The following is a 19,649-nucleotide window of genomic DNA, read 5'->3' as shown; positions in this document are numbered from 1 at the left end:
AAGAGTGTTCTGGTCTAATTCCATCGGACACTTAATTTTGAGACAGTATGGTCAATAAATTAAGAGGTCGATATGAGTTTAAAAAAATCACATAAAAGTTATCCGCAGACATTCAAAGACGAAGCCGTCTTAATGGTGCTAGAACAGGGCTATAGTATTGCTGAGGCAGCAAAGTCTCTTGGGATTAGCACAAGCCTGCTTTATAACTGGAAGGAAAAACACCAAGCATTGCAACAGGGTATCGCCCTACAAGAATCTGAACGTGATGAGTTAAAGAGATTACGTAGAGAAAACAAAGAACTACGCATGGAGAAAGAAATTCTAAAAAAGGCAAGCGCCTTCTTTGCGAGAGAAATGAAGTAAAATTTCGCTTCATTAAACAGTTATCTAACCAGTTTCCTACTGCGCTGTTATGCCGAGTAATGAGTGTCAGTAAGTCAGGCTATTACGATTGGCATAAACGCCCTGCAAACGTGATAAGTCTTGAAACACTGAAGCTTTATCGCCTTGTTCGAAAGCTATTTAAGCAAAGTCGAGGCAGCTTAGGTAATCGTGAAATGGTGAAGAAATTGCGCAAGGAAGGCTACCAGGTTGGTCGCTATCTCGTTCGTAAAATTATGCACCGCCTTCGACTCAAAGCAACCCAGCGACGGGCTTATAAGGTGACGACACAGCGCAAACACTCTGATGCCGTGGCTAATAACCTGCTAAACATGAACTTTAACCCAGTATCTGTTAATCAGGTTTGGGCAGGTGACGTGACCTATTTAAAGACAGGTGAAGGCTGGATGTATTTGGCGGTGGTGATGGATTTATATTCACGCCGGATTGTGGGGTGGCACATAGACAAACGCATGACCACGGATTTGATATCTAAGGCATTAATGAAAGCTTACAACCTGCGCCGACCGGCAAGAGGGTTGGTATTTCACAGTGACCGAGGCTCGCAATATACCAGTAAGCAATTCGGTAGGCTGCTCTCGAGTTATGGTATCCGAGCCAACATGGGTGATGTTGGCGCGTGTTGGGATAATGCCGTTGTTGAGCGTTTCTTTGGTAGCTTAAAACACGATTGGATTTTTAAGGTTAGTCAACCAACAAATGAGTTTATGAAGTCGGATGTGGCCGCTTATATGAGGTATTACAACTTAGAGCGCCTTCATTCAGCTAATAATGATTTATCACCAGTAGAGTTTGAAAATTCTCAACTAAAAGTGTCCAGTTTGAGTTGACCAGTACACATTTCATCTGATGAGTCTTACCAGTACCTCTAGGGCCTACAATTAACTTTGCCCCCACCTGTATTAGTTTTCTTTGGATATTGTTAAAATGTGAGCTTGTTGCAGTCCATTCTTCGAGCTCGTCATCACTTAAGTAGTCAGCCCGCTCCTCATACTCACCGCTATCCAGAAAAGACAGTATATTGTCTTGATCATCCATATTGAACTAGTCCTTTACCTTTTAGATACTAAGCTGTAAAATTTGCGATTTTGAGATTAGCATATAAAGTGTCTGAGTTAAATCAATACTATACGTCTAAACCGATAAGTGACTTACTAGCATCACTTATCGATTTGAAAAATGTCAAAACATGCATCGAACTCAGCGCAGGTGAAGGCGCTCTAGTAGACGCCATACTGGCAAATAGCTGTGATATTGACTTTTTCACAGTTGATATTGACCCCAAAAATGTTCAATACTTAAAACTGAAGTATCCAAGATTTACGCACATTTGCGCTGACGCATTAAGTTTAAGCACTGAAATCAAAAATAAAAAATTTGACTTAGCTGTCTGCAACCCCCCATTTGCACAAGTTAACATAAATGAAAGAATAAAATCTTTGTTTGATGATGAGCTATCTAAAATATTTTCCAATCAAAAAACGATTAGAATGGAAATTGTTTTTTTTGTTGTTAAATTTAAGGATATTAAAGTGTGGAGCAACACTGTCAATAATTGTGCCTGATGTGATCGTCAACTCCGACAGACTGGCAAAATTTAGAAGTTATATTTTTTCAAAATTCACACTAATTAGCTTAGTCGAGTGCAAGCATAGAAGCTTCAAGAAAACAGAAGCTAAAACTTTTATAGTAAATATAAAAAACTCGAAACCAAAAGCTGAAAAGTATTCTTATATTCACTACTATTTTTTAGATAGTAAAATACATGAAGATAAAAGTGAGATTGAGGGTTTATATGAAAACTCTATGCCAACAAAAAGTATAAGGTTTAAAATATTTAGAGGGAAAAACTCAAGTAAAGAATGCCGAGGTTTAGATGAAAGTTTTTACCACACATCAGTTAAAATAAAAGATTTTTCAATTTTGAGTTTCGACGAAAGCATCAATGAATCAAACAAACATTTCTACGCAATAGCAGGTGATATATTAATAAGTCGAGTAGGTAGGGATGTCGGTAAAACCACTTACTTCAACTCGGGTAGAATAATAATTAGTGACTGTATCATTGCGATAAGGTTTAGTAACAACATTGATAGCAATACGTTTATGACAATGTGGAAGCGTAAAAAAGAACAGTGGTTAGTTAAAAACTCAAAAGGGACTTGTGCTAGGCACATATCAATAAAGAACATTTCAAAATTTATTGATGAAAATCTGTAGCAACTATAGATTAAAGCAAACAAGGGTATCCAAGATTAACTAATGTGATTTGGCATCCTCTATTAGTCTGAATGACAATGTCGCTGTTGGGGCTTTGTTATGCCGCGTCCCAGAAGAACGTAAATTAGTGTTGCAGACACACCTTTCTACCATTGCTGTAGTTGTGTCGTTAGCCGCGCCTTTCTTTGCGATATTGATACATCTATTCTAGGAAAACTATGACCATAGTCGTAGTTGGGTTGAGTTACTGCTGTTTGAACTCGACGCTGTATTTGTTATTGGTGTGGATATTTCAGTTTTTACATAAACAACATTATTACTAAAGGCGGCGACAACGGACTTACTGCTGAAGGTGGTGATAGTTTTTTTAATTACATAACGCGGGATTGAGATGATTATTGGACTCTTGATGTTGCTGGTACCCGTCATTATTTACTTGGCGACATTACGCCGCTCTTTCCGATTAAAACCCGTACTGGGCCTAGTGTATCGAGCCGGAGGCGCAATACTTGTGGTTCTTGGTGGGGCAATGTCTTGCTACTTTGCCGCCTTCGGCGGAGATCAAGGTGGCATTACTGCCTTCTTTGTGCAAATGGGCGTCATAGTGCTTTATGGCGCGCTGGCGCTTGTTTTGGTCATCACCAATTACTTAATGCAAACACGCGAGCAAGCCTAAGTTCACAAACGGCTATGATGTCACTAGATTTACGTAATTACTGATGGTGGCAGCGAATGGATTAATTGGCTCTGGTAACGCTGGCACTTTTTGACTGAACTTCAGGCGTTGCCTGTACCTTTGGCTGTACATTGAAGCGCTTACTTTGAACACCTTTACGAATATCGCTATCTAATGGTTTGGTTTTGGCTCGGGTGACTTTGGTGGTGCCATTTCGGCGGCGCTGTCAGTTTTCGGCACTGCATCTGTTTCTGTTTCTGCTTCTGTTTCTGTTTCAATATCTACAGCAGTTTTTGGCACAGGTTTCAATTGTAACCTTTGTTGTAAATGCAGTTTAAGCTCGGTGGCTAATTGCGCGTTGGTTCCGGTTGTGGGCTTAGTTTCTGATTGCGTAGCAGGCTTAGTTTCTGCCTTATCTACCTGCTCACTATCTAGTCGTTCACTAGCTACCCGCTCACTGTGTTGTTCGCTTACCGGCTGAGTTGCCTGTTCACTGACTGGCAGATTTTCCTGCTTGTTGATGGGTATTTTGGCAGGGGTTGCCACCTCTTTTGCTGTGTCGATGATATCGCTAGCTTGGGATTGCATGACTGGCGTTTGTACGGCTTCAATCTCAATATCTGTTTGAGGCGCGCTTGCGGGCGCAAGCGACGGCTCGGCAATGGGCGTGGTCTCTGTCGTTAAATCTTTCGTTACTGTTGGCGCCAGTTCCGTTGCCTCGGTTGTTAGCTCGATGGCCTTGTTTGTTAGCGTGCTAGTGGCTGCATCATCAGTGGTTTCAAGAGGCTCGGCCACGGCTTCTATAGCAGCATCCACTGCGGTATGCAGTTCAGTGGTGATAGCATCGGCTGGCAATTCATTATTATATAAATCAATCATATTCATGACTTCGGCTAAGGCATTGGAGTGATCTTGAGTCAAAATACCATTGTGGCCCGAGACAATCTCATCAGATACCGCCAGCACCCATACGGCTTGTTTGTTGGCATCTGGGCAGGTTTGCACTGTGCGCCGCGCTTGCAGGCGCGCGCGAATCTTCCAGCCAGATTGCGGCAAAATCATCATGCAGCCTGGTATTTGATCATGAGCCAGTAGGGCCGACGGCATTGAGATAGGTTTATCGCAATTGCCGCCCGAACACTTATCAATATCATGAGTAATAGCCCACGAATTACCTAAGGCGCGCTCGCCATCTTTAATGTAATTAAAGGCTTCTTTCACGGCAAAATCGCCTTTGGATTGCAGTACCACCATGCTAGGTTTTTGGCCGTCTACGCTTAATAAGGTGTCTAATGGCCGATAGTCTTTGGCGGCCACGGCTGGGTTTAATAGTAAGAATAAATTAGGGTTATCTTGCTGATTATCAATGGCCGTTTTAATCCTGTCTTTACTGGCATGCAGCACCATAGCGCCGCCTAAACTGTGGCCAATAACGCTATAGCGGCGCAATGTATTGGCGGCCACTAACGCATCAAGCTTGTCTAATAACTGTGATAACCCTTGTTTACCTATGAGTTTGGCCACGCCTTTGCGCTGCAATATGGTGGGAAAATCCAATGGCTCAATCCAGCTAGTAGCATCGGTGGAACCATCCAGCCAAAATGGGTCAACTGAATCGCCGCGCCAGCCTATGTATACACCGATTAAGTTGCGCTTAGGGTCGGCGGCAACCATTTGCTGATAAAACTGCTCAAAGGCCACAAAATTATCATCATTAGGCTCGGCGCTATGATGCCAGCCATGGACAAATATCAATAACTCAGGCGGCGCACTCGGATTAGGGGCGGCGATACGCGCCGCTAGCCCTTGCCACTGGTTATCATCATGGGCTTGGCCTTGGTCATTAAATTCAATGACATGAAAGTTTTGTTTGGCAATATCAGGCGCGGGGAGGTGGTAAGCCTTATCTGGGATCACCGGAAAAAACATACAAAGCAACAATAAGAGTACGACTAGCAACTTGTACTGGGTAAATTTTTTCAGGCTCATCTAAGTCTACATCATTTATGGCCACGCTCGGCCAACGGCAGGGCTGCTAGGCAGCCAAAGTGGCCAAATTATACGCGAACCCCACCAGCCCAGCTAGAGGCTAATTCTCTGATAATTTAACATTTTTAAAATTAACTACTTACAAGTGTAAAGCGCCTTTTATGCGTCACATATAGGCCTAACCCTTGGTGACATAGCATTTCAAGTCCTAATGGCCTTCGACATTAGTCTAAGTTGGCTTAGGAGTAAGTGAATTAATTTACGTTAAAAATGATACTAATTCATTAGAAAACATAACATTAGTTGAAACTGCTTGTTTGGCGCAACCAACTCATAGACTAAGGTCTTGATTGAGGCATGTTGCTCACTTGTTAGATTGGAGATGAACTTTGAATACAACAAGGGAGTCACTATGGCTTTTGAAAATAATGATAGGGCAAAAGGCTACTGGAATGAGAATCTCAAACTAGTGCTAAGTTTGCTGGCGATTTGGTTCGTGGTGTCCTACGTGTTCGGCATCATGTTAGTCGATACCTTAAATCAAGTGCAGTTCATGGGCTTTAAGTTAGGCTTCTGGTTTGCACAGCAAGGCGCCATGTACGTGTTTGTCGTGCTGATTTTTGTGTACGCAGCCATGGCCAATAACCTCGATAAAAAATATAACGTGCAAGAAGACTGAGGACGACACCATGGATTTAAAAACCTTAACTTATCTGATTGTCGGCGGCTCGTTTGCGCTGTATATCGCGATTGCGATTTGGGCGCGGGCTGGCTCAACCAAAGAGTTTTACGTGGCGGGTGGCGGCGTGCATCCGATTATGAATGGTGCCGCTACTGCGGCTGACTGGATGTCAGCGGCCTCTTTTATTTCACTCGCGGGTATCGTTTCGTTTGCCGGTTATGACGGCAGTGTGTATCTCATGGGGTGGACTGGTGGTTATGTATTACTGGCCTTGTGTATGGCGCCGTATTTACGCAAGTTTGGTAAATTTACTGTGCCAGATTTCCTCGGTGAGCGTTATTACTCGCAAGCCGCGCGAACTGTGGCTGTGGTTTGTGCCATCTTTATCTGCTTTACCTATATTGCCGGCCAAATGCGCGGCGTCGGGGTCGTGTTCTCGCGCTTCTTAGAAGTTGAAATTGATACCGGTGTCTATATAGGCATGGCGGTGGTGTTCTTTTATGCAGTATTAGGCGGCATGAAAGGCATTACTTATACCCAAGTCGCTCAATATTGCGTAATGATTTTTGCTTATATGGTACCAGCCATTTACATCTCTATTATGATGACTGGCCATGTGTTCCCACAAGTTGGTTTAGGCGCTGAACTTGTCGATGCGGCAGGTAATAGCACTGGCGTGTATTTGCTGGATAAGCTTGATGGTTTATCAGCAGAATTAGGCTTTAACCAATACACTGAGGGTACTAAGTCAACGATTGACGTGATTGCTATCACTGCAGCCTTGATGGTAGGTACTGCAGGTTTACCTCACGTCATTGTCCGCTTTTTCACAGTGCCTAAAGTTAAAGATGCGCGTTCATCAGCGGGCTGGGCGTTACTGATGATAGCTATCATGTACACCACAATTCCAGCATTAGCAGCTTTCTCTCGCGTTAATATGATTGAGACCATTAATGGTCCAGATCAAGCGGGTGTTGTGCATAGCGAAGCGCCAGCGTGGATTAAAAACTGGGAAAAGACAGGTCTTATTTCTTGGGATGATAAAAACGCTGATGGCAAGATGTTCTATGCCAATGGTGAACGTAATGAGATGAAAATCGATAACGACATCATAGTATTAGCTACGCCAGAAATTGCATCACTGCCAGCATGGGTGATTGCACTGGTGGCCGCGGGTGGTATGGCGGCAGCGTTATCAACTTCTGCAGGTTTATTGTTGGTGATTTCAACCTCAGTATCCCATGACTTGTTAAAGAAAAACTTAGCGCCGAATATGTCCGATAAACAAGAGCTGAGGTATGCCCGTATTGCTTCTGCTGTCGGCATTGTGGTGGCAGGCTACTTTGGGGTCAATCCGCCGGGATTTGTCGCGGCGGTCGTAGCGCTCGCCTTCGGTTTAGCGGCTTCGAGTCTGTTCCCTGCAATTATCATGGGTATCTTCTCTAAGACCATGAACAAAGAAGGGGCTATTGCAGGTATGGTGACAGGTCTGACATTTACCTCAGGCTATATCGCTTACTTTAAGTTTATGAACCCAACTCTGAATAATGCTGAACACTGGTTCCTTGGTATTTCGCCAGAGGGCATAGGTATTCTCGGTATGGTAGTTAACTTTACTGTGGCGTTAGTGGTGATGAAAATGACAGCTAAAGTTCCTGCTGAAATTGGTGAGATGATTGAATCTATCCGTTTCCCTAAAGGTGCAGGTGAAGCGCAAGATCACTAATCACAAACTTAAGCACGCAACTTAAGTGTTAGTTTCCAATCGGCGCCTACGGGCGCCTTTTTTTATGCCAATTTGCACTTAAGTCTTATATAAGTGAATTAATGACTTATTTATAGTGAACACACGAGTTATTTACTTGAGTCGCCCATGCCGCTAAATGCCAGTGAATTACAGCCTATCGTCCAGTTTCTTCATGGCTTAGTCCCCTTTGATGGTTTATCCCGTGAATTATGCGAGCAAGTAGCGCGGCGCTTACAAATTCGCTATTACAGCGTTAATCTACGCCATGTGATTTTATCCCCTGACTGCTTAAATCTGCATATAGTTCGCAGCGGCGCCTTTGAAGTGAAAGATGTCCAAGGCGAGTTACTTGATAGGTTAGGTGAGGGCGATTACTTTGGTTTCCCCGCGCTATTATCGGGGGAGCTCAGTGATAACCATGTGGCGATTTTAGAAGATAGCCTAGTGTATGAGCTTGATGGCGATACTTTTAATCAGCTGCAATCTGATAACCGCGATTTCGCTAAGTTTTTCACCCGCGCTTATGCCAAGCGTCTACGCAATCAAGCCAGATTCAAGGCTAAAGATCAAAGTACAACTAGCCGCATTGGCGCCTTAATGGCGCGTCCGGCATTAACCATAGCGCTGCATAGCCAAGTGACGGACGCCGCTAAAGCTATGAGTCAGGCGCGAGTATCCTCTGTGGTGATTACCGATAACGACGCGCTGGTGGGCATAGTCACTGATCGTGATCTGCGTAATCGGGTCTTAGCTCAAGGCTTAGATGGTCGTGTGCCGCTCGCTCTCATCATGACGCCTGCGCCTATTACTATCTCGCCCAATACCTTAGTGTTTGAAGCTATGAGTATTATGAGTGAGCAGCACTTGCATCATTTGCCTGTGGTGGAGCAAGGGCAAGTGGTTGGCATGTTAACTAGTTCAGACATTATTCGCTCGCAAGGCTCACAGCCTTTGCTGTTAATTGGTGAAATAAATCGCCAAACCGCCATAGATAAGCTGATTGTGATAAGTCGGCGCATTCCTGAATTATTGCAAAAATTAATCAGTGCCGATGCCAGAGCCGATGAGATAGGGCGAGTATTAACCTCAGTCACAGATGCGCTGACGCGCCGCTTAATTGAACTTAATTGTGAATTATTAGGCACGCCGCCCATGGCATTTTGCTGGTTAGCTTTTGGATCTCAAGGGCGGCAAGACCAAGTGGCGTGTTCTGATCAAGACAATGCCTTGCTGTTAAGTGATGAACCCGATGCTGCTGCCGCTGAGTATTTCAAAACCTTAAGCGTCAATGTGTGCCGCAGTTTAGATGCCTGTGGTTTTGTGTATTGCCCGGGCGACATTATGGCGCAAAACCCTAAGTGGCGAATGTCACTTAAGTCTTGGCAAGCCCATTTTCGGCAATGGGTCATTAGTCCGCAGCCTAAAGCATTAATGCACGCCAGTATTTTTTTTGATATGCGCTCAGTATATGGACCCGCTGAGCTGTTTAATGAATTGCAAACCAAGGTGCTGGCAGTCACCAAAGGCAATGATATTTTCATAGCGGGTATGGCTGGCAATGCCATACAAACGCGCCCGCCATTAGGTTTCTTTCGTAAATTTGTGCTGGAGCGTGATGGCTCGGAAGTTAAAGGCATGGATTTAAAGCACAGAGGCAATGCTCTCGTGACAGATATTGCTCGGGTGTACGCCTTAAGTGTGGGCTGCACTGAAGTTAATACGGCGAAACGCTTGCAAGCGCTGATGAATCAAGGCGTTATATCACGCCGTTTAGCCCTAGATTTAGCCGATGCCCAAGAGTTTATTGCCCATTTGCGCTTAGCCAATCAAGGTCAGCAATATGCTAAGCAGCAGAGTCTCTCCAATTTTTTAAAACCTGGGGATATTTCAAGCTTAATGCGCCATCAACTGCAAGATGCCTTTAAAGTGGTGGATGATGCGCAAGCTGGCCTGCGCTTAGCGTTTTTACGGAGCTTATAACATGGCATGGTTTCACCAGTGGTTATCCATGGGCTCACCTTGGCAGCGGCGCTATGCCAATACCTTAGAGCGGGCAGCGGCGAGCACCACATCGTGCTTACTAAAAGAGTATTACCACAGCCAAGTGCCCTTAGCGCCTCTGGCTATGGCCGATTTACCTTTGCTCGTGTTTGATTTAGAAATGACTGGACTTGATGCCAATAAAGATCAAATCGTCAGTATCGGCTGGGTGGGAATAGAAAAGGGCAAAATTGCGCTCGCCACAGCGGGCAGCTGCATCTTAGCGATTGATGGTCATATTGGCCAAAGCGCCTGTATTCATGGAATTGTCGATAGTGTCAGTCAAGAGGGCATTAGCTTAAAATCTGGCCTTGAGCAGCTAATTACCGCCGCACACGGGCGCTTGCTGGTGGCGCATCACGCGCCGTTAGATTTAGAGTTTCTGGCCCATCATGGCAAGCAAGTATGGGGCGAGCCCTTATGCTTACATGCCATAGATACACTAACGTTCGAGCAGCAAAGGTTTCAGCTAAGGCAACAAGCCATTGGCAGCGATGATTTACGATTAGGGGCCTGCCGCGCCCGTTATCATTTACCTATTTATCCCGCACATAGCGCATTTATGGACGCATTGGCCTGCGCTGAGCTATTACTTGCTCAGCTTGCTTTTGCCAAACCGACCCAATGGCAGCACTTATTGGTCACGGCTTAAACTCTTTTATATCAAGAGATTGCGCTGTGAGTTATCACTTAGCACAAGCAAGCTTAGCGTTAGCGGCCAATTTGGGTTTCATTTGCACTAGCAGTACGCCGGCAATCACTAAGCTGCCACCGATATAGTGATAAATCCCTAAGCTTTCGTTGAGAATGATGGCTGCTAATATTGCGGCGATAATCGGCATTAAGTTAAAGAATACGCTGGCGCTATCGGCGCCAAGTTTAGCAATACCATTGATCCATGCCCAAGGTGCAATTAACGATGCGCCAATAGCGGCGTACATAATTAATGGCGCCGACTCTTGCGAGATGGCAAGGCTTGGACTCATAAACAATAACGGCGTTAACAACACTACGGCTATCATGCCTTGCATGTAAACCGACTCCCAAGTGGCTAATGGCAGTTGCCAGCGTTTAAGTAGCACACCATAAAGCGCATACACTAAGGCGCTGATCAGCAGCAATAAATCACCCTGGGTCACCCCTATGGACAATTGACTTATGTTGCCGTGACTTAGCATAAATACTAAGCCAAACAATGAGAGCAAGCTGCCAAGAACGGCGAGGGGTGACAGTTTTTGCTTAAGCAAAGGTATGGCTAAAAATAGGCTGAAAATCGGTACCAATGAGGTGATGAGTGCCATATTCGTCGCGCTGGTGGTGGCCGCTGCAAAATACGCCAAGCTTTGGTTAAGCACCATGCCAAGCAGGGCCAATGTGGTTAACTTTGGCAGTAATGGCTTGATTTGATCACGATTACGCCAGACTTTCACTATCACAAATGGCGTTAAGCACACCATGGCAAAAAACCAGCGATAAAAAGCAATGGCTTGAGGATCTATGAGGCCAACGGACAGCTTGTTAACAATGGCGTTGCCAGCCCAAATAGTAACGGCGAGCAAGGGAAATAAATACAACATGAGATACCTAATGCGGCGAGTGTAACCTCGGTATTTGCAAGAGGCGCTATTATCCACGGTCTGATATGATACAAATATCGCTAATCAGCCAAATTGAATGGCTTGACGGCCAGCATCGAACTTGTGTGATCTAAATCACCTTGTTAGTGCGTAATCGCGACTGGCATTGAGTCTTGAGTTTCGCCATCAGCACTTTTTTAGTATTAAGCTGGCAATTAGCATCAGATGCTATTGAGGTTAGAGCCTAGTGAAAACAGTTTACCATCCCCTAAAAATTGCACCTGTAGCCAATGCTGAGATTTTCTTTAATTTTCAGGATTTTTTACCCCATACCGTCACTCCCTGTCATCAGCATGAGTGGGGCCAAGTGCAATTTATCAGCGCTGGCACTATGGAGCTGTATGCCAAGGGGCAAAGGTTAGTTTCACCGTCACAGTTTGCTATTTGGGTACCCGCTGGCGTTGAACATCAAAGCTATACTCGCCGCGGCATTCATTACTGCGCCATGAACATTATTGCCGCTAAGACTGATGTGTTACCGCTTGAACCTTGTTTGCTGGCAATTTCAGATATTACCCAAGCCATTATTAATGATTTGCGCTTACGGCAAATTACCCTAGCCAGTACCGATGCGGATAAGCGCTTAGTGGCAGTGTTAGTCGATGAACTGATTAAAAGCCCAGTCATGCCAGAGTTTTTACCTTCAAGCCAAGATAAATTATTGCAACCTATGTTGGCAGCCTTAGATAGTGAGCCTGCCAACAGCAATAGCATTAAGCAATGGGCCGCATTACTTCATACCAGTGAGCGCACCTTAGCGCGCCGCTGCCAAGAAATATTAGGCATGAGTTTTACTGAGTTAAGGCAGCGCCATAAATTTATCTATTCATTACAGTTATTGCGTGAAGGGCTATCTATCAAGGATGTCGCCTTGATGTTAGGTTATAACCAAACATCACCTTTTATTGTGATGTTTAAGAAATATGCGCAGTCATCGCCAGAGCAATACCGCCGCCAACTTGGGCATGACTAACGGCTTTGCCCCTCATGGATTGTTTATCGAAAGGGAACTTAACTATGACCCTATGCTATCCCATCGCCCTTAGTCCTAGCGAAATGACCAGTGAGCAACGGCCTGTGATGTTAAAGGCTGGCGCTGTGGTGTGTTGCCACGTATTTGGCGTGATTGAGCATAGCGGTATTTATGTGGGTGATGATTGCATTATTGAGCTGCATGGCTCGGGCCTAATTAGACCTGTGTCTCGGGCGCGTTTTTTAGCTCATCGCAGTGGTGAACGTATCTTTTGCGCAACTAATGATATCGGCCAGCTCATTATTGAAACGGCTGCCATAGATGCGGCTATCGCCGCCATTTACCATTATCGCGATTACCATGTCTTTGATAATAATTGCCATCAATTTGTGTGGCAGTGCATTAGTGGCGCAGCGCTAGAGGTTGCTGATTTTATGACGCTTAATCAATTATTAGCGCAGCGAGTCGGCAATAGTATTCATTGGCGCCAAACCCAGTCGCACACTGTCGATTAGGCTGAGTTGGCTTTGGCTTGAGTTGGTTGCGATGAGGCTGTTGCTGGGGGTTGAGGTGGCTTTTTATAAAGTGCCATTTATAACGTGGCAAGTGGATAAGTTGGTCATCAGCCCTGATACCTTGGCAAGCGCATCGAAAGGGCATGATGACAACAATTTACGAATGAATTAGATGTTAACTCGTTAATTTAACTTGCGAATTTGAATTAACATGCCAAAGCGTGGGTTATCAAAGTAATGCAGTTCATTACTGCGCACGCGTCGATTTTGCTTCATTGGGACGGCATAAAGGTAAGGCGAGGGTACAGCGCTTGGCGCATTATTGTCGCTCACACTACCGCTAAATGCTAATGGGTTAGCACTGCTGGTTTCCATTACGCTAGCATCTTGGTTACTAAAGCTATGCACGGCTTCTTGCAAGTTAATCTTCTCGCCTTCAACCCGCAGCACTAAATTGGTTTCGATATAAAGAAAGTGATCTAAATATATCAATAAATTACCATCAAGTTGCCACACATTAGGCTGCAATTGTGGCGCAATACCCATGGGTAGCACTTCGGCTTGGTTGATGACCTGACCATTGCCAGGTGTGATGACGGCGCCGCTTTGCACTTGAGGGCCATCTTGCGCACTATCTTGCACAGTAAGGGTATCAAGGGCTAAATCGCCGCTAGCCATTACTTTATTACCCATAAGATCATACTGACTCGTGAAGTCTCTACCACCAAATAAATGAATTGGGGTTGAACTTGGGCGTGATTGCATGTTTTGGCGCCAGGTGAGATGCAGCAAACCCGCAGTGCCGCGCTCACGGTTAATACTATTTATGTATTGGGAGAACTGACCGTTGCCGGCTAATAAGTAAGCTTTGTTGCTATTGTGCACGCCCGCTTGTCCGGCTTCAGTTTTTAGATTCAAGCTGTTACTGGTATTTGGAACAACGGCCTTTTCAGGCAATGCCTCTTGGATGTCATTGGCATTGACGTTGCGGCTAAATAGATACACCTCAACTTCAAACCAAGCTTCTTTGGCATAAGTGGCTGGAGCAAAGCCCATGGCCATGCTCGTCAATAATACCATTACCACGCTTTTTACTGGGGTAGGCAACACGTTTCACTTCTCCACACTGGTTTATGGGTGCCAAATCGAGTTGACACTTTTTATTGGCATTGCGTTAGTTTGCCATGAATAGGCGCAGCCATTAGCTATTTATTGCCTAATGGCTGGCTTTAGCACTGCACCATTTGATGGCCACTAAAATGTTCGAGCATTTGTTTGACTAACGCTAATCTATCTTTAGCCGTTGGCGCTGGTATGTTGAACTTTAGCTTATTAGGCCCATCCATTCGATATATTTGTGGCTGTGTTTGTAACAGGCTAATAATGAAGCTGGCATCTATGGAATGGTGTTCACCAAATTCAATGCTGCCACCGTTTGCGTGCCATTCAACCTTTTTAAGCCCAAGCTCAGTGGCTTGATGCTTATAGAGGGTGAGCTCCATTAAGTTTTTAGCCGGCTCTGGCAATAATCCAAATCTATCAATCAGTTCGACTCTGAGCTCATCCAGCAGATCTGCCGTGTTGGCATTGGCAATGCGCTTATAGAGCGACAAACGCATATTAACATCACCGACATAGTCTTCTGGCAGTAAGGCTGGAATACGCAGTTCAATCTCAGCTTGCTGGGCTAATAAGTTAGCCAGTGACGGCTCTTTGCCTTTTTTCAGGGCTTCAACCGCGCCTTCTAGCAGCTCCATATACAAGCTAAAGCCAATTTTACCTATATGGCCACTTTGCTCATCGCCCAGTAATTCACCGGCGCCGCGAATTTCTAAGTCTTGGGTGGCGAGCATAAAGCCTGCGCCCAATTCTTCTAAGGCATCAATGGCTTCAAGCCGTTTTCTCGCATCTGTGGTCATGCGCTTAGGATGCGGCGTCATTAAATAGGCATAGGCCTGATGGTGCGAGCGTCCCACACGTCCACGTAACTGGTGCAGCTGAGCTAAGCCAAAATGGTCGGCATTATCAATAATGATGGTATTAGCGCTCGGCACATCGATACCAGTTTCGATAATAGTAGTGCAGACTAACACATTGAATTTCTGATGATAAAAATCACTCATCACCCGCTCAAGTTCGCGTTCACGCATCTGGCCATGGGCAGTTGCGACGCGCGCTTCTGGCACCAGCTCGCGAATTTCTTGGGCACTTTTTTCAATGGATTCGACGTTATTATGCAAATAATACACTTGGCCGCCACGCAAGATTTCACGCATGATGGCTTCTTTGGCGGTGGCTTTATCGTACTCACGCACAAAGGTTTTTACCGCTAAACGTTTGGCTGGGGCGGTGGCGATAATGGATAAATCGCGCATGCCTGACATGGCCATGTTTAAGGTGCGTGGAATAGGCGTTGCGGTTAAGGTTAAAATATCAACATTGGCGCGCAGCGCTTTGATTTTCTCTTTTTGACGCACCCCAAATCTGTGCTCTTCATCGATAACCAGTAACCCTAGATTTTCAAACTTAGCTTCGGCTTGCAGCAGTTTATGGGTACCAATCACAATATCGACTTTGCCTTGGCTTAATTGCTCCAGTACTTGCTGCTGCTCTTTAGCGGTTTTAAAACGGCTCATGACTTCAATTTCAATGGGCCAATCAGCAAATCTGTCTTTGAAGTTTTCGTAATGTTGCTGCGCGAGCAAGGTAGTGGGTACTAACACTACCACTTGTTTGCCAGAGTTGACGGCCACAAACGCCGCGCGCATGGCCACTTCGGTTTTACCAAAGCCCACATCGCCACACACCAATCTATCCATGGTCTTAGGCTGACACATATCGGCAAGCACGGCCTTGATAGCGCTTTCTTGGTCGACGGTTTCTTCAAACGGAAAGCCATCGCAAAACTGGGCGTATTCTTGCTCATCCAGGTCGCAGGCGGTGCCACCGCGCGCTTCACGCCGAGCGTAGACATCAAGTAATTCCGCGGCAACATCGCGAATGCGCTCTATGGCTTTACGCTTGGCTTTACTCCAAGTTTCATTGCCTAAGCGGTTTAAGGCTAAATTGTCTTGGTCAGTGCTGTTAAAGCGGCTGATTAAATGCAGTGATGATACTGGGACGTACAATTTATCGGCGTTGGCATATTCTAGGAGTAAATATTCAGCGCTAATGCCGCCGACATCTAAGGTAACCAGTCCTTGATATAAGCCGACACCATGATCAAGATGCACTACCGCTTGGCCCACTTTTAGCTCAGCTAAGTTCTTAACCAACATATCTTGGCTGACTTGCTTTTGCTTATCGCGGCGGCGTTTTTGCGAAATACGCGCGCCAAATAGCTCAGTTTCACAAATGATAGTTACGTGACTATCGTTGAGCTCGCAGCCTTGAGACAAGGGCGAAACTATAAGACCTATCTGGCTCTTACTATTGATAAAAGATTCAAGGTGCGGGAAAAGACCCGGTTTTACATTGATTTTGGCGAACAGTTCCAGCAGAGCTTCACGGCGCCCCTCGGATTCGGCGCTAAAGAGTACTCGGCCTGGGTACTGCTTTAAAAAAGTATCTAAGGCTTGCAGTGGCTGCTTAAGTTTGTGATTAACCGCCACATCAGGAACTGGGCTCGCCTTGGCTTGCATGGCTTTAGGATGATCGTTTTCCAAAGCAAAACGCTGATATTGCTTAAATTGGGCAAATATTTGCTCAGGCAATAAAAACAGTTCTTCAGGAGATAACAGTGGTCTTTGGCTATCTATGTTGCGGTCAATAAAACGGTTATTAATTTCTTGCAGATGATGACGACAGGCGCCATCAATATTACCTAAGGTAATGAAGCGGCAGTTGGCGGGCAAGTAATCAAATAAACTCGCGGTATCATCAAAGAACAATGGCAAGTAGTTTTCAATGCCTGCTGGCATTAAGCCGCGGCTCACCATTTGATAGACAGATTCTGGCGCCTTACTGGTCACCTCAAAACGGCGGCGATATTGCTGGCGAAACAGCTCTAAGCCTTTGGCATCGGTTGGGAATTCTTTGGCCGGCAGCATGCTTAACTCAGGCAGCGCCTCATTTGAGCGCTGAGTTTCTGGGTCAAAGTAGCGAATAGATTCCACTTCATCATCGAACAATTCAATACGAATGGGCTCGCGAGCGCCGCTTGGAAATAAGTCTAAAATAGAGCCGCGAATAGCAAATTCGCCATGTTCATACACTTGGTCAACCAAATGATAGCCAGTGTCTGTTAAGGCTTGGCGCATGGTTTGTAGGCTGTACTTGTCACCTGGTTTTAATACCATGACGTTGGCAGTCATAAACTGGCAAGGTGGCAGGCGCACCATTAAGGTGGTGATAGGCACTATCAAAAGGGTGGCATCGCCTGACGCTAAGCGGGATAAGGCGGCAAGGCGTTGAGACACTAGGTCTTGATGTGGTGAGAAACTGTCATAAGGCAAGGTTTCTCGGTCGGGAAACAGCACCACGTTGGCGGCCGGGAGCAAATAACTGAGCTCGGCTTCTAGGGCTAGCGCCGTTGGCGTATCAGGAGTAATGATAACGCTTGAGCCTTGATGGGCTTGAGTTAATCGCGCTAAGGTTAAGGCGCGGGCAACGCCAGTCGATACATTAAGATAACGAATGGCCGGCATGGCTAGTGCTGCTGGCGCGGATAACAAAGAAAACTCGCTCATGTGCCTAAATCTGTTGCTTGGCTAATCAGATGGCTCATTGTAGAGCCTTGATTGTTAAGGTGCCACTATTTATCTGTATCTATCTGAGGTGGTTTTAATTGCTGGCGGCGCAATTGCAGTTGTTTTTGTTGTAAGCGTAAGCTGGCTTGTACTAATTGCTCGACATCTTCATGCAATATGCGCTCAAAACTGAGCTTGATTTGCCAGTGGTCAGGTAAATCGTCAATAGGAGTGCAGCTTTCTACATGAGTGATACATAAAATGGCAATGAGCTCTTCTTGCACTGAGAACGTCGTGCGAAAAAACTCGCCAACGTTCATAGGGTACAGACTGATGATAGTTAAGCCCGAACCGCCAAAATGGCTGCCTTGAAAGCAATCACCCTCTTTGATTTGTTGCTCAAGAACATATTGCAGCACTAAATCGACTTTGCGCGCCTGAACTTTTAAGTAATCAATAATAGCCTTGGACTCAAGCTCCATTTGTCGCAGCTGCGCCATGCATGAGGCCTCAAGGGCTTTGGCTTGACTAATGAGTTGCACGCTGGGCGATTGCATCTGTTTAAGCGCGCCATCATCGGGCAGAGTCTCTGTCCACGGCAACAGATAAACATTAAAGCGGCTGGCAACACTAAAAAATAGATGTTCTTCAGACATAGTTAACTCATTTTATTGGAAAACCTTAAGGTTATTATTTGTGCTTGTTAATAAATTAAGCAAGTTTTTAACTAAAATAGCGGTTTTTTTATTCAAGTTGGCAAAAAGGGCGGTGATTACTGGCTAAGTCTTTATTTCTTTAAGCGTAAAGCCTATTATCTTGGCTGCCTTATTGCCCATGGATTGCTGTTACCTGTGATGAATTTGCGACTCCCCTGTCTGATTGGCTGGCGCTATTGGCGCGCCAAGAAAACCAATAGTTTTGCCTCGTTTATAACCTTATTTGCTGTTATGGGGATTTTTCTTGGGGTGGCGGCGCTTATCATAGTCGGCTCTGTGATGAATGGTCTGGAAGGGCAATTAAAACAACGCATTTTAGGTGCTGTGCCGCAGCTCGTCATTAATGCCGCTCCCGAACAATATTTGCCTACTAGTTTACCGCAGCAGTTAATGAACATAGCCGCTGTGATTGATGTGGCGCCTAATGCCGCTACGCAAGCCATGATCCAAGCCAATGATGGCATTCGCGCCATTCAAATTTATGGCATTGACCCAAAGCAAGCTAACCTCACAGGCATTGGTGATACTCGCGCCTTAAACAGCTTAGTGGCGGGGGAATATCGCATTGTGTTAGGCGCAGTACTCGCTAATCAACTTGGGGTTAGAGCTAATGATGTGGTGCGCGTTATTTCTGGCGATGGCGTGGTGTATTCACCGTTAGGACCTGTGCCGTCACAGCGTAAATTTACTGTGGCTGGCGTGTTTGAAATGGGTTCGCAAGTCGATGCTCATGTGGCTTATATCAATTATCAAGATGCTAGACGCTTAATGCGCTTACCGTCTGATGGCATTAGTAGTTATCGCTTATATTTGAGCGATCCGTTTCAAGCAGCGAGCTTAGTCGATACGATTAAGGCATTGCTAGCGAAAGATAATATCGATGCCAGCGTCAGTGATTGGCGTCAAGACTACGGCCATTTATTTGCCGCCGTTAAGATGGAAAAAACCATGATGTCTTTAATGCTGAGCTTAGTGGTGGCAGTGGCCGCCTTTAATATTGTCTCAGCGCTCGTCATCATGGTGGTCGATAAAACCGCTGACATTGCCGTGCTTAAAACCCAAGGCATAAGTCACATGCAGTCCATGGCAATCTTTATTGTGCAAGGGTCGCTTAATGCCTTAGTTGGCTTAGGGTTAGGCTTATCGGTTGGGATATTAATCACCTTAAATCTTAACTCGATTATGTCATCCTTGGGCTTATCCATCTTAGGCGCCGGCACGCAATTACCGGTAATTTTATCGCCGTGGCAACTCATGATTATTACCTTGGGCACTTTGCTCATCACCCTATTAGCGACCTTATATCCAGCTATGCGCGCCGCCAAGGTGCAGCCAGCTCAGGTGTTACGACATGAATAAGCAAA

General features: G+C 45.4%; 15 protein-coding genes and 2 pseudogenes. 12 read left to right on the top strand and 5 right to left on the bottom strand.

Going from position 1 to position 19,649, the window contains the following annotated elements; all coding sequences use genetic code 11:
* The first annotated feature begins 72 nt into the window (after positions 1-72).
* The 5 genes and pseudogenes from AC1HDP_RS06080 to AC1HDP_RS06060 all read left to right on the top strand — a co-directional run bounded on the left by AC1HDP_RS06080 (position 73) and on the right by AC1HDP_RS06060 (position 3,298).
* A protein-coding gene (locus tag AC1HDP_RS06080) for an IS3 family transposase (RefSeq protein WP_479638044.1) occupies positions 73-1,232 on the top strand; the annotation gives its coding sequence in 2 pieces (ribosomal slippage) (positions 73-322 and positions 322-1,232; 1,161 coding nt in all).
* Positions 1,233-1,508: 276 nt separating this feature from the next.
* Positions 1,509-1,967, top strand: a complete 459-nt coding sequence (locus AC1HDP_RS06075) for a methyltransferase (protein ID WP_479638043.1) — start codon at positions 1,509-1,511, stop codon at positions 1,965-1,967.
* Positions 1,960-2,622: a hypothetical protein gene (locus AC1HDP_RS06070; protein ID WP_479638042.1), complete on the top strand. Its 663-nt coding sequence runs from the start codon at positions 1,960-1,962 to the stop codon at positions 2,620-2,622. The genes AC1HDP_RS06075 and AC1HDP_RS06070 overlap by 8 nt, the downstream gene beginning before the upstream one ends.
* 123 nt (positions 2,623-2,745) lie before the next feature.
* Positions 2,746-2,908: pseudogene (locus AC1HDP_RS06065) on the top strand (transposase); the annotation flags it as partial.
* Between the two features lie 105 nt (positions 2,909-3,013).
* A complete protein-coding gene (locus AC1HDP_RS06060) occupies positions 3,014-3,298 on the top strand; it encodes a hypothetical protein (protein ID WP_479638041.1) in 285 nt (94 codons plus the stop codon).
* 839 nt (positions 3,299-4,137) lie between these two features.
* On the opposite strand, the pseudogene AC1HDP_RS06055 reads toward AC1HDP_RS06060, so the two are convergent.
* Positions 4,138-5,287, bottom strand: a pseudogene (locus AC1HDP_RS06055) (alpha/beta hydrolase family protein); the annotation flags it as partial.
* Positions 5,288-5,699: 412 nt separating this feature from the next.
* Between AC1HDP_RS06055 and AC1HDP_RS06050 the strand changes: the two are divergent.
* The 4 genes from AC1HDP_RS06050 (at position 5,700) to AC1HDP_RS06035 (ending at position 10,408) form a co-directional block, all read left to right on the top strand.
* The gene (locus AC1HDP_RS06050) at positions 5,700-5,966 is read left to right on the top strand and encodes a DUF4212 domain-containing protein (RefSeq protein WP_479638040.1); all 267 of its coding nucleotides are present in this window, start codon (positions 5,700-5,702) and stop codon (positions 5,964-5,966) included.
* Between the two features lie 10 nt (positions 5,967-5,976).
* Positions 5,977-7,695, top strand: a complete 1,719-nt coding sequence (locus AC1HDP_RS06045) for a sodium:solute symporter family protein (protein ID WP_479638039.1) — start codon at positions 5,977-5,979, stop codon at positions 7,693-7,695.
* A 147-nt stretch (positions 7,696-7,842) separates the two neighbouring features.
* Positions 7,843-9,696: a DUF294 nucleotidyltransferase-like domain-containing protein gene (locus tag AC1HDP_RS06040; protein WP_479638038.1), complete on the top strand. Its 1,854-nt coding sequence runs from the start codon at positions 7,843-7,845 to the stop codon at positions 9,694-9,696.
* 1 nt (position 9,697) lies between these two features.
* Positions 9,698-10,408: a 3'-5' exonuclease gene (locus AC1HDP_RS06035; RefSeq protein ID WP_479638037.1), complete on the top strand. Its 711-nt coding sequence runs from the start codon at positions 9,698-9,700 to the stop codon at positions 10,406-10,408.
* Between the two features lie 34 nt (positions 10,409-10,442).
* On the opposite strand, the gene AC1HDP_RS06030 is transcribed toward AC1HDP_RS06035, so the two are convergent.
* Positions 10,443-11,333: a DMT family transporter gene (locus tag AC1HDP_RS06030; protein ID WP_479638036.1), complete on the bottom strand. Its 891-nt coding sequence runs from the start codon at positions 11,331-11,333 to the stop codon at positions 10,443-10,445.
* Between the two features lie 247 nt (positions 11,334-11,580).
* Between AC1HDP_RS06030 and AC1HDP_RS06025 the strand changes: the two genes are divergently transcribed.
* Together AC1HDP_RS06025 and AC1HDP_RS06020 are read left to right on the top strand one after the other, a co-directional pair.
* Positions 11,581-12,366, top strand: coding sequence for an AraC family transcriptional regulator (locus AC1HDP_RS06025; RefSeq protein WP_479638035.1), 786 nt, complete (start codon positions 11,581-11,583; stop codon positions 12,364-12,366).
* Positions 12,367-12,410: 44 nt separating this feature from the next.
* A complete protein-coding gene (locus AC1HDP_RS06020) occupies positions 12,411-12,881 on the top strand; it encodes a hypothetical protein (RefSeq protein WP_479638034.1) in 471 nt (156 codons plus the stop codon).
* A gap of 183 nt (positions 12,882-13,064) precedes the next feature.
* Here the strand turns inward: AC1HDP_RS06020 and AC1HDP_RS06015 are convergent, their stop codons facing one another.
* The 3 genes from AC1HDP_RS06015 to AC1HDP_RS06005 all read right to left on the bottom strand — a co-directional run bounded on the left by AC1HDP_RS06015 (position 13,065) and on the right by AC1HDP_RS06005 (position 18,225).
* Positions 13,065-13,991, bottom strand: a complete 927-nt coding sequence (locus AC1HDP_RS06015; RefSeq protein WP_479638033.1) for a peptidoglycan binding protein CsiV — start codon at positions 13,989-13,991, stop codon at positions 13,065-13,067.
* Between the two features lie 119 nt (positions 13,992-14,110).
* The gene (gene mfd / locus AC1HDP_RS06010) at positions 14,111-17,569 is read right to left on the bottom strand and encodes a transcription-repair coupling factor (RefSeq protein WP_479638032.1); all 3,459 of its coding nucleotides are present in this window, start codon (positions 17,567-17,569) and stop codon (positions 14,111-14,113) included.
* 65 nt (positions 17,570-17,634) lie between these two features.
* Positions 17,635-18,225 carry a hypothetical protein gene (locus AC1HDP_RS06005; protein WP_140932936.1) on the bottom strand — a complete coding sequence of 197 codons (591 nt, stop codon included), beginning with the start codon at positions 18,223-18,225 and terminating at the stop codon, positions 17,635-17,637.
* Positions 18,226-18,423: 198 nt separating this feature from the next.
* Here AC1HDP_RS06005 and AC1HDP_RS06000 point away from each other — a divergent pair, with 198 nt between their 5' ends.
* Positions 18,424-19,644: a lipoprotein-releasing ABC transporter permease subunit gene (locus AC1HDP_RS06000; RefSeq protein WP_479638031.1), complete on the top strand. Its 1,221-nt coding sequence runs from the start codon at positions 18,424-18,426 to the stop codon at positions 19,642-19,644.
* Positions 19,645-19,649 lie beyond the last annotated feature (5 nt).

The organism is Shewanella sp. ISS20 (genome assembly GCF_056522965.1).
The sequence above is the reverse complement of the archived record's forward strand: the minus strand, read 5'-3'. Positions and strand labels throughout refer to the sequence as shown.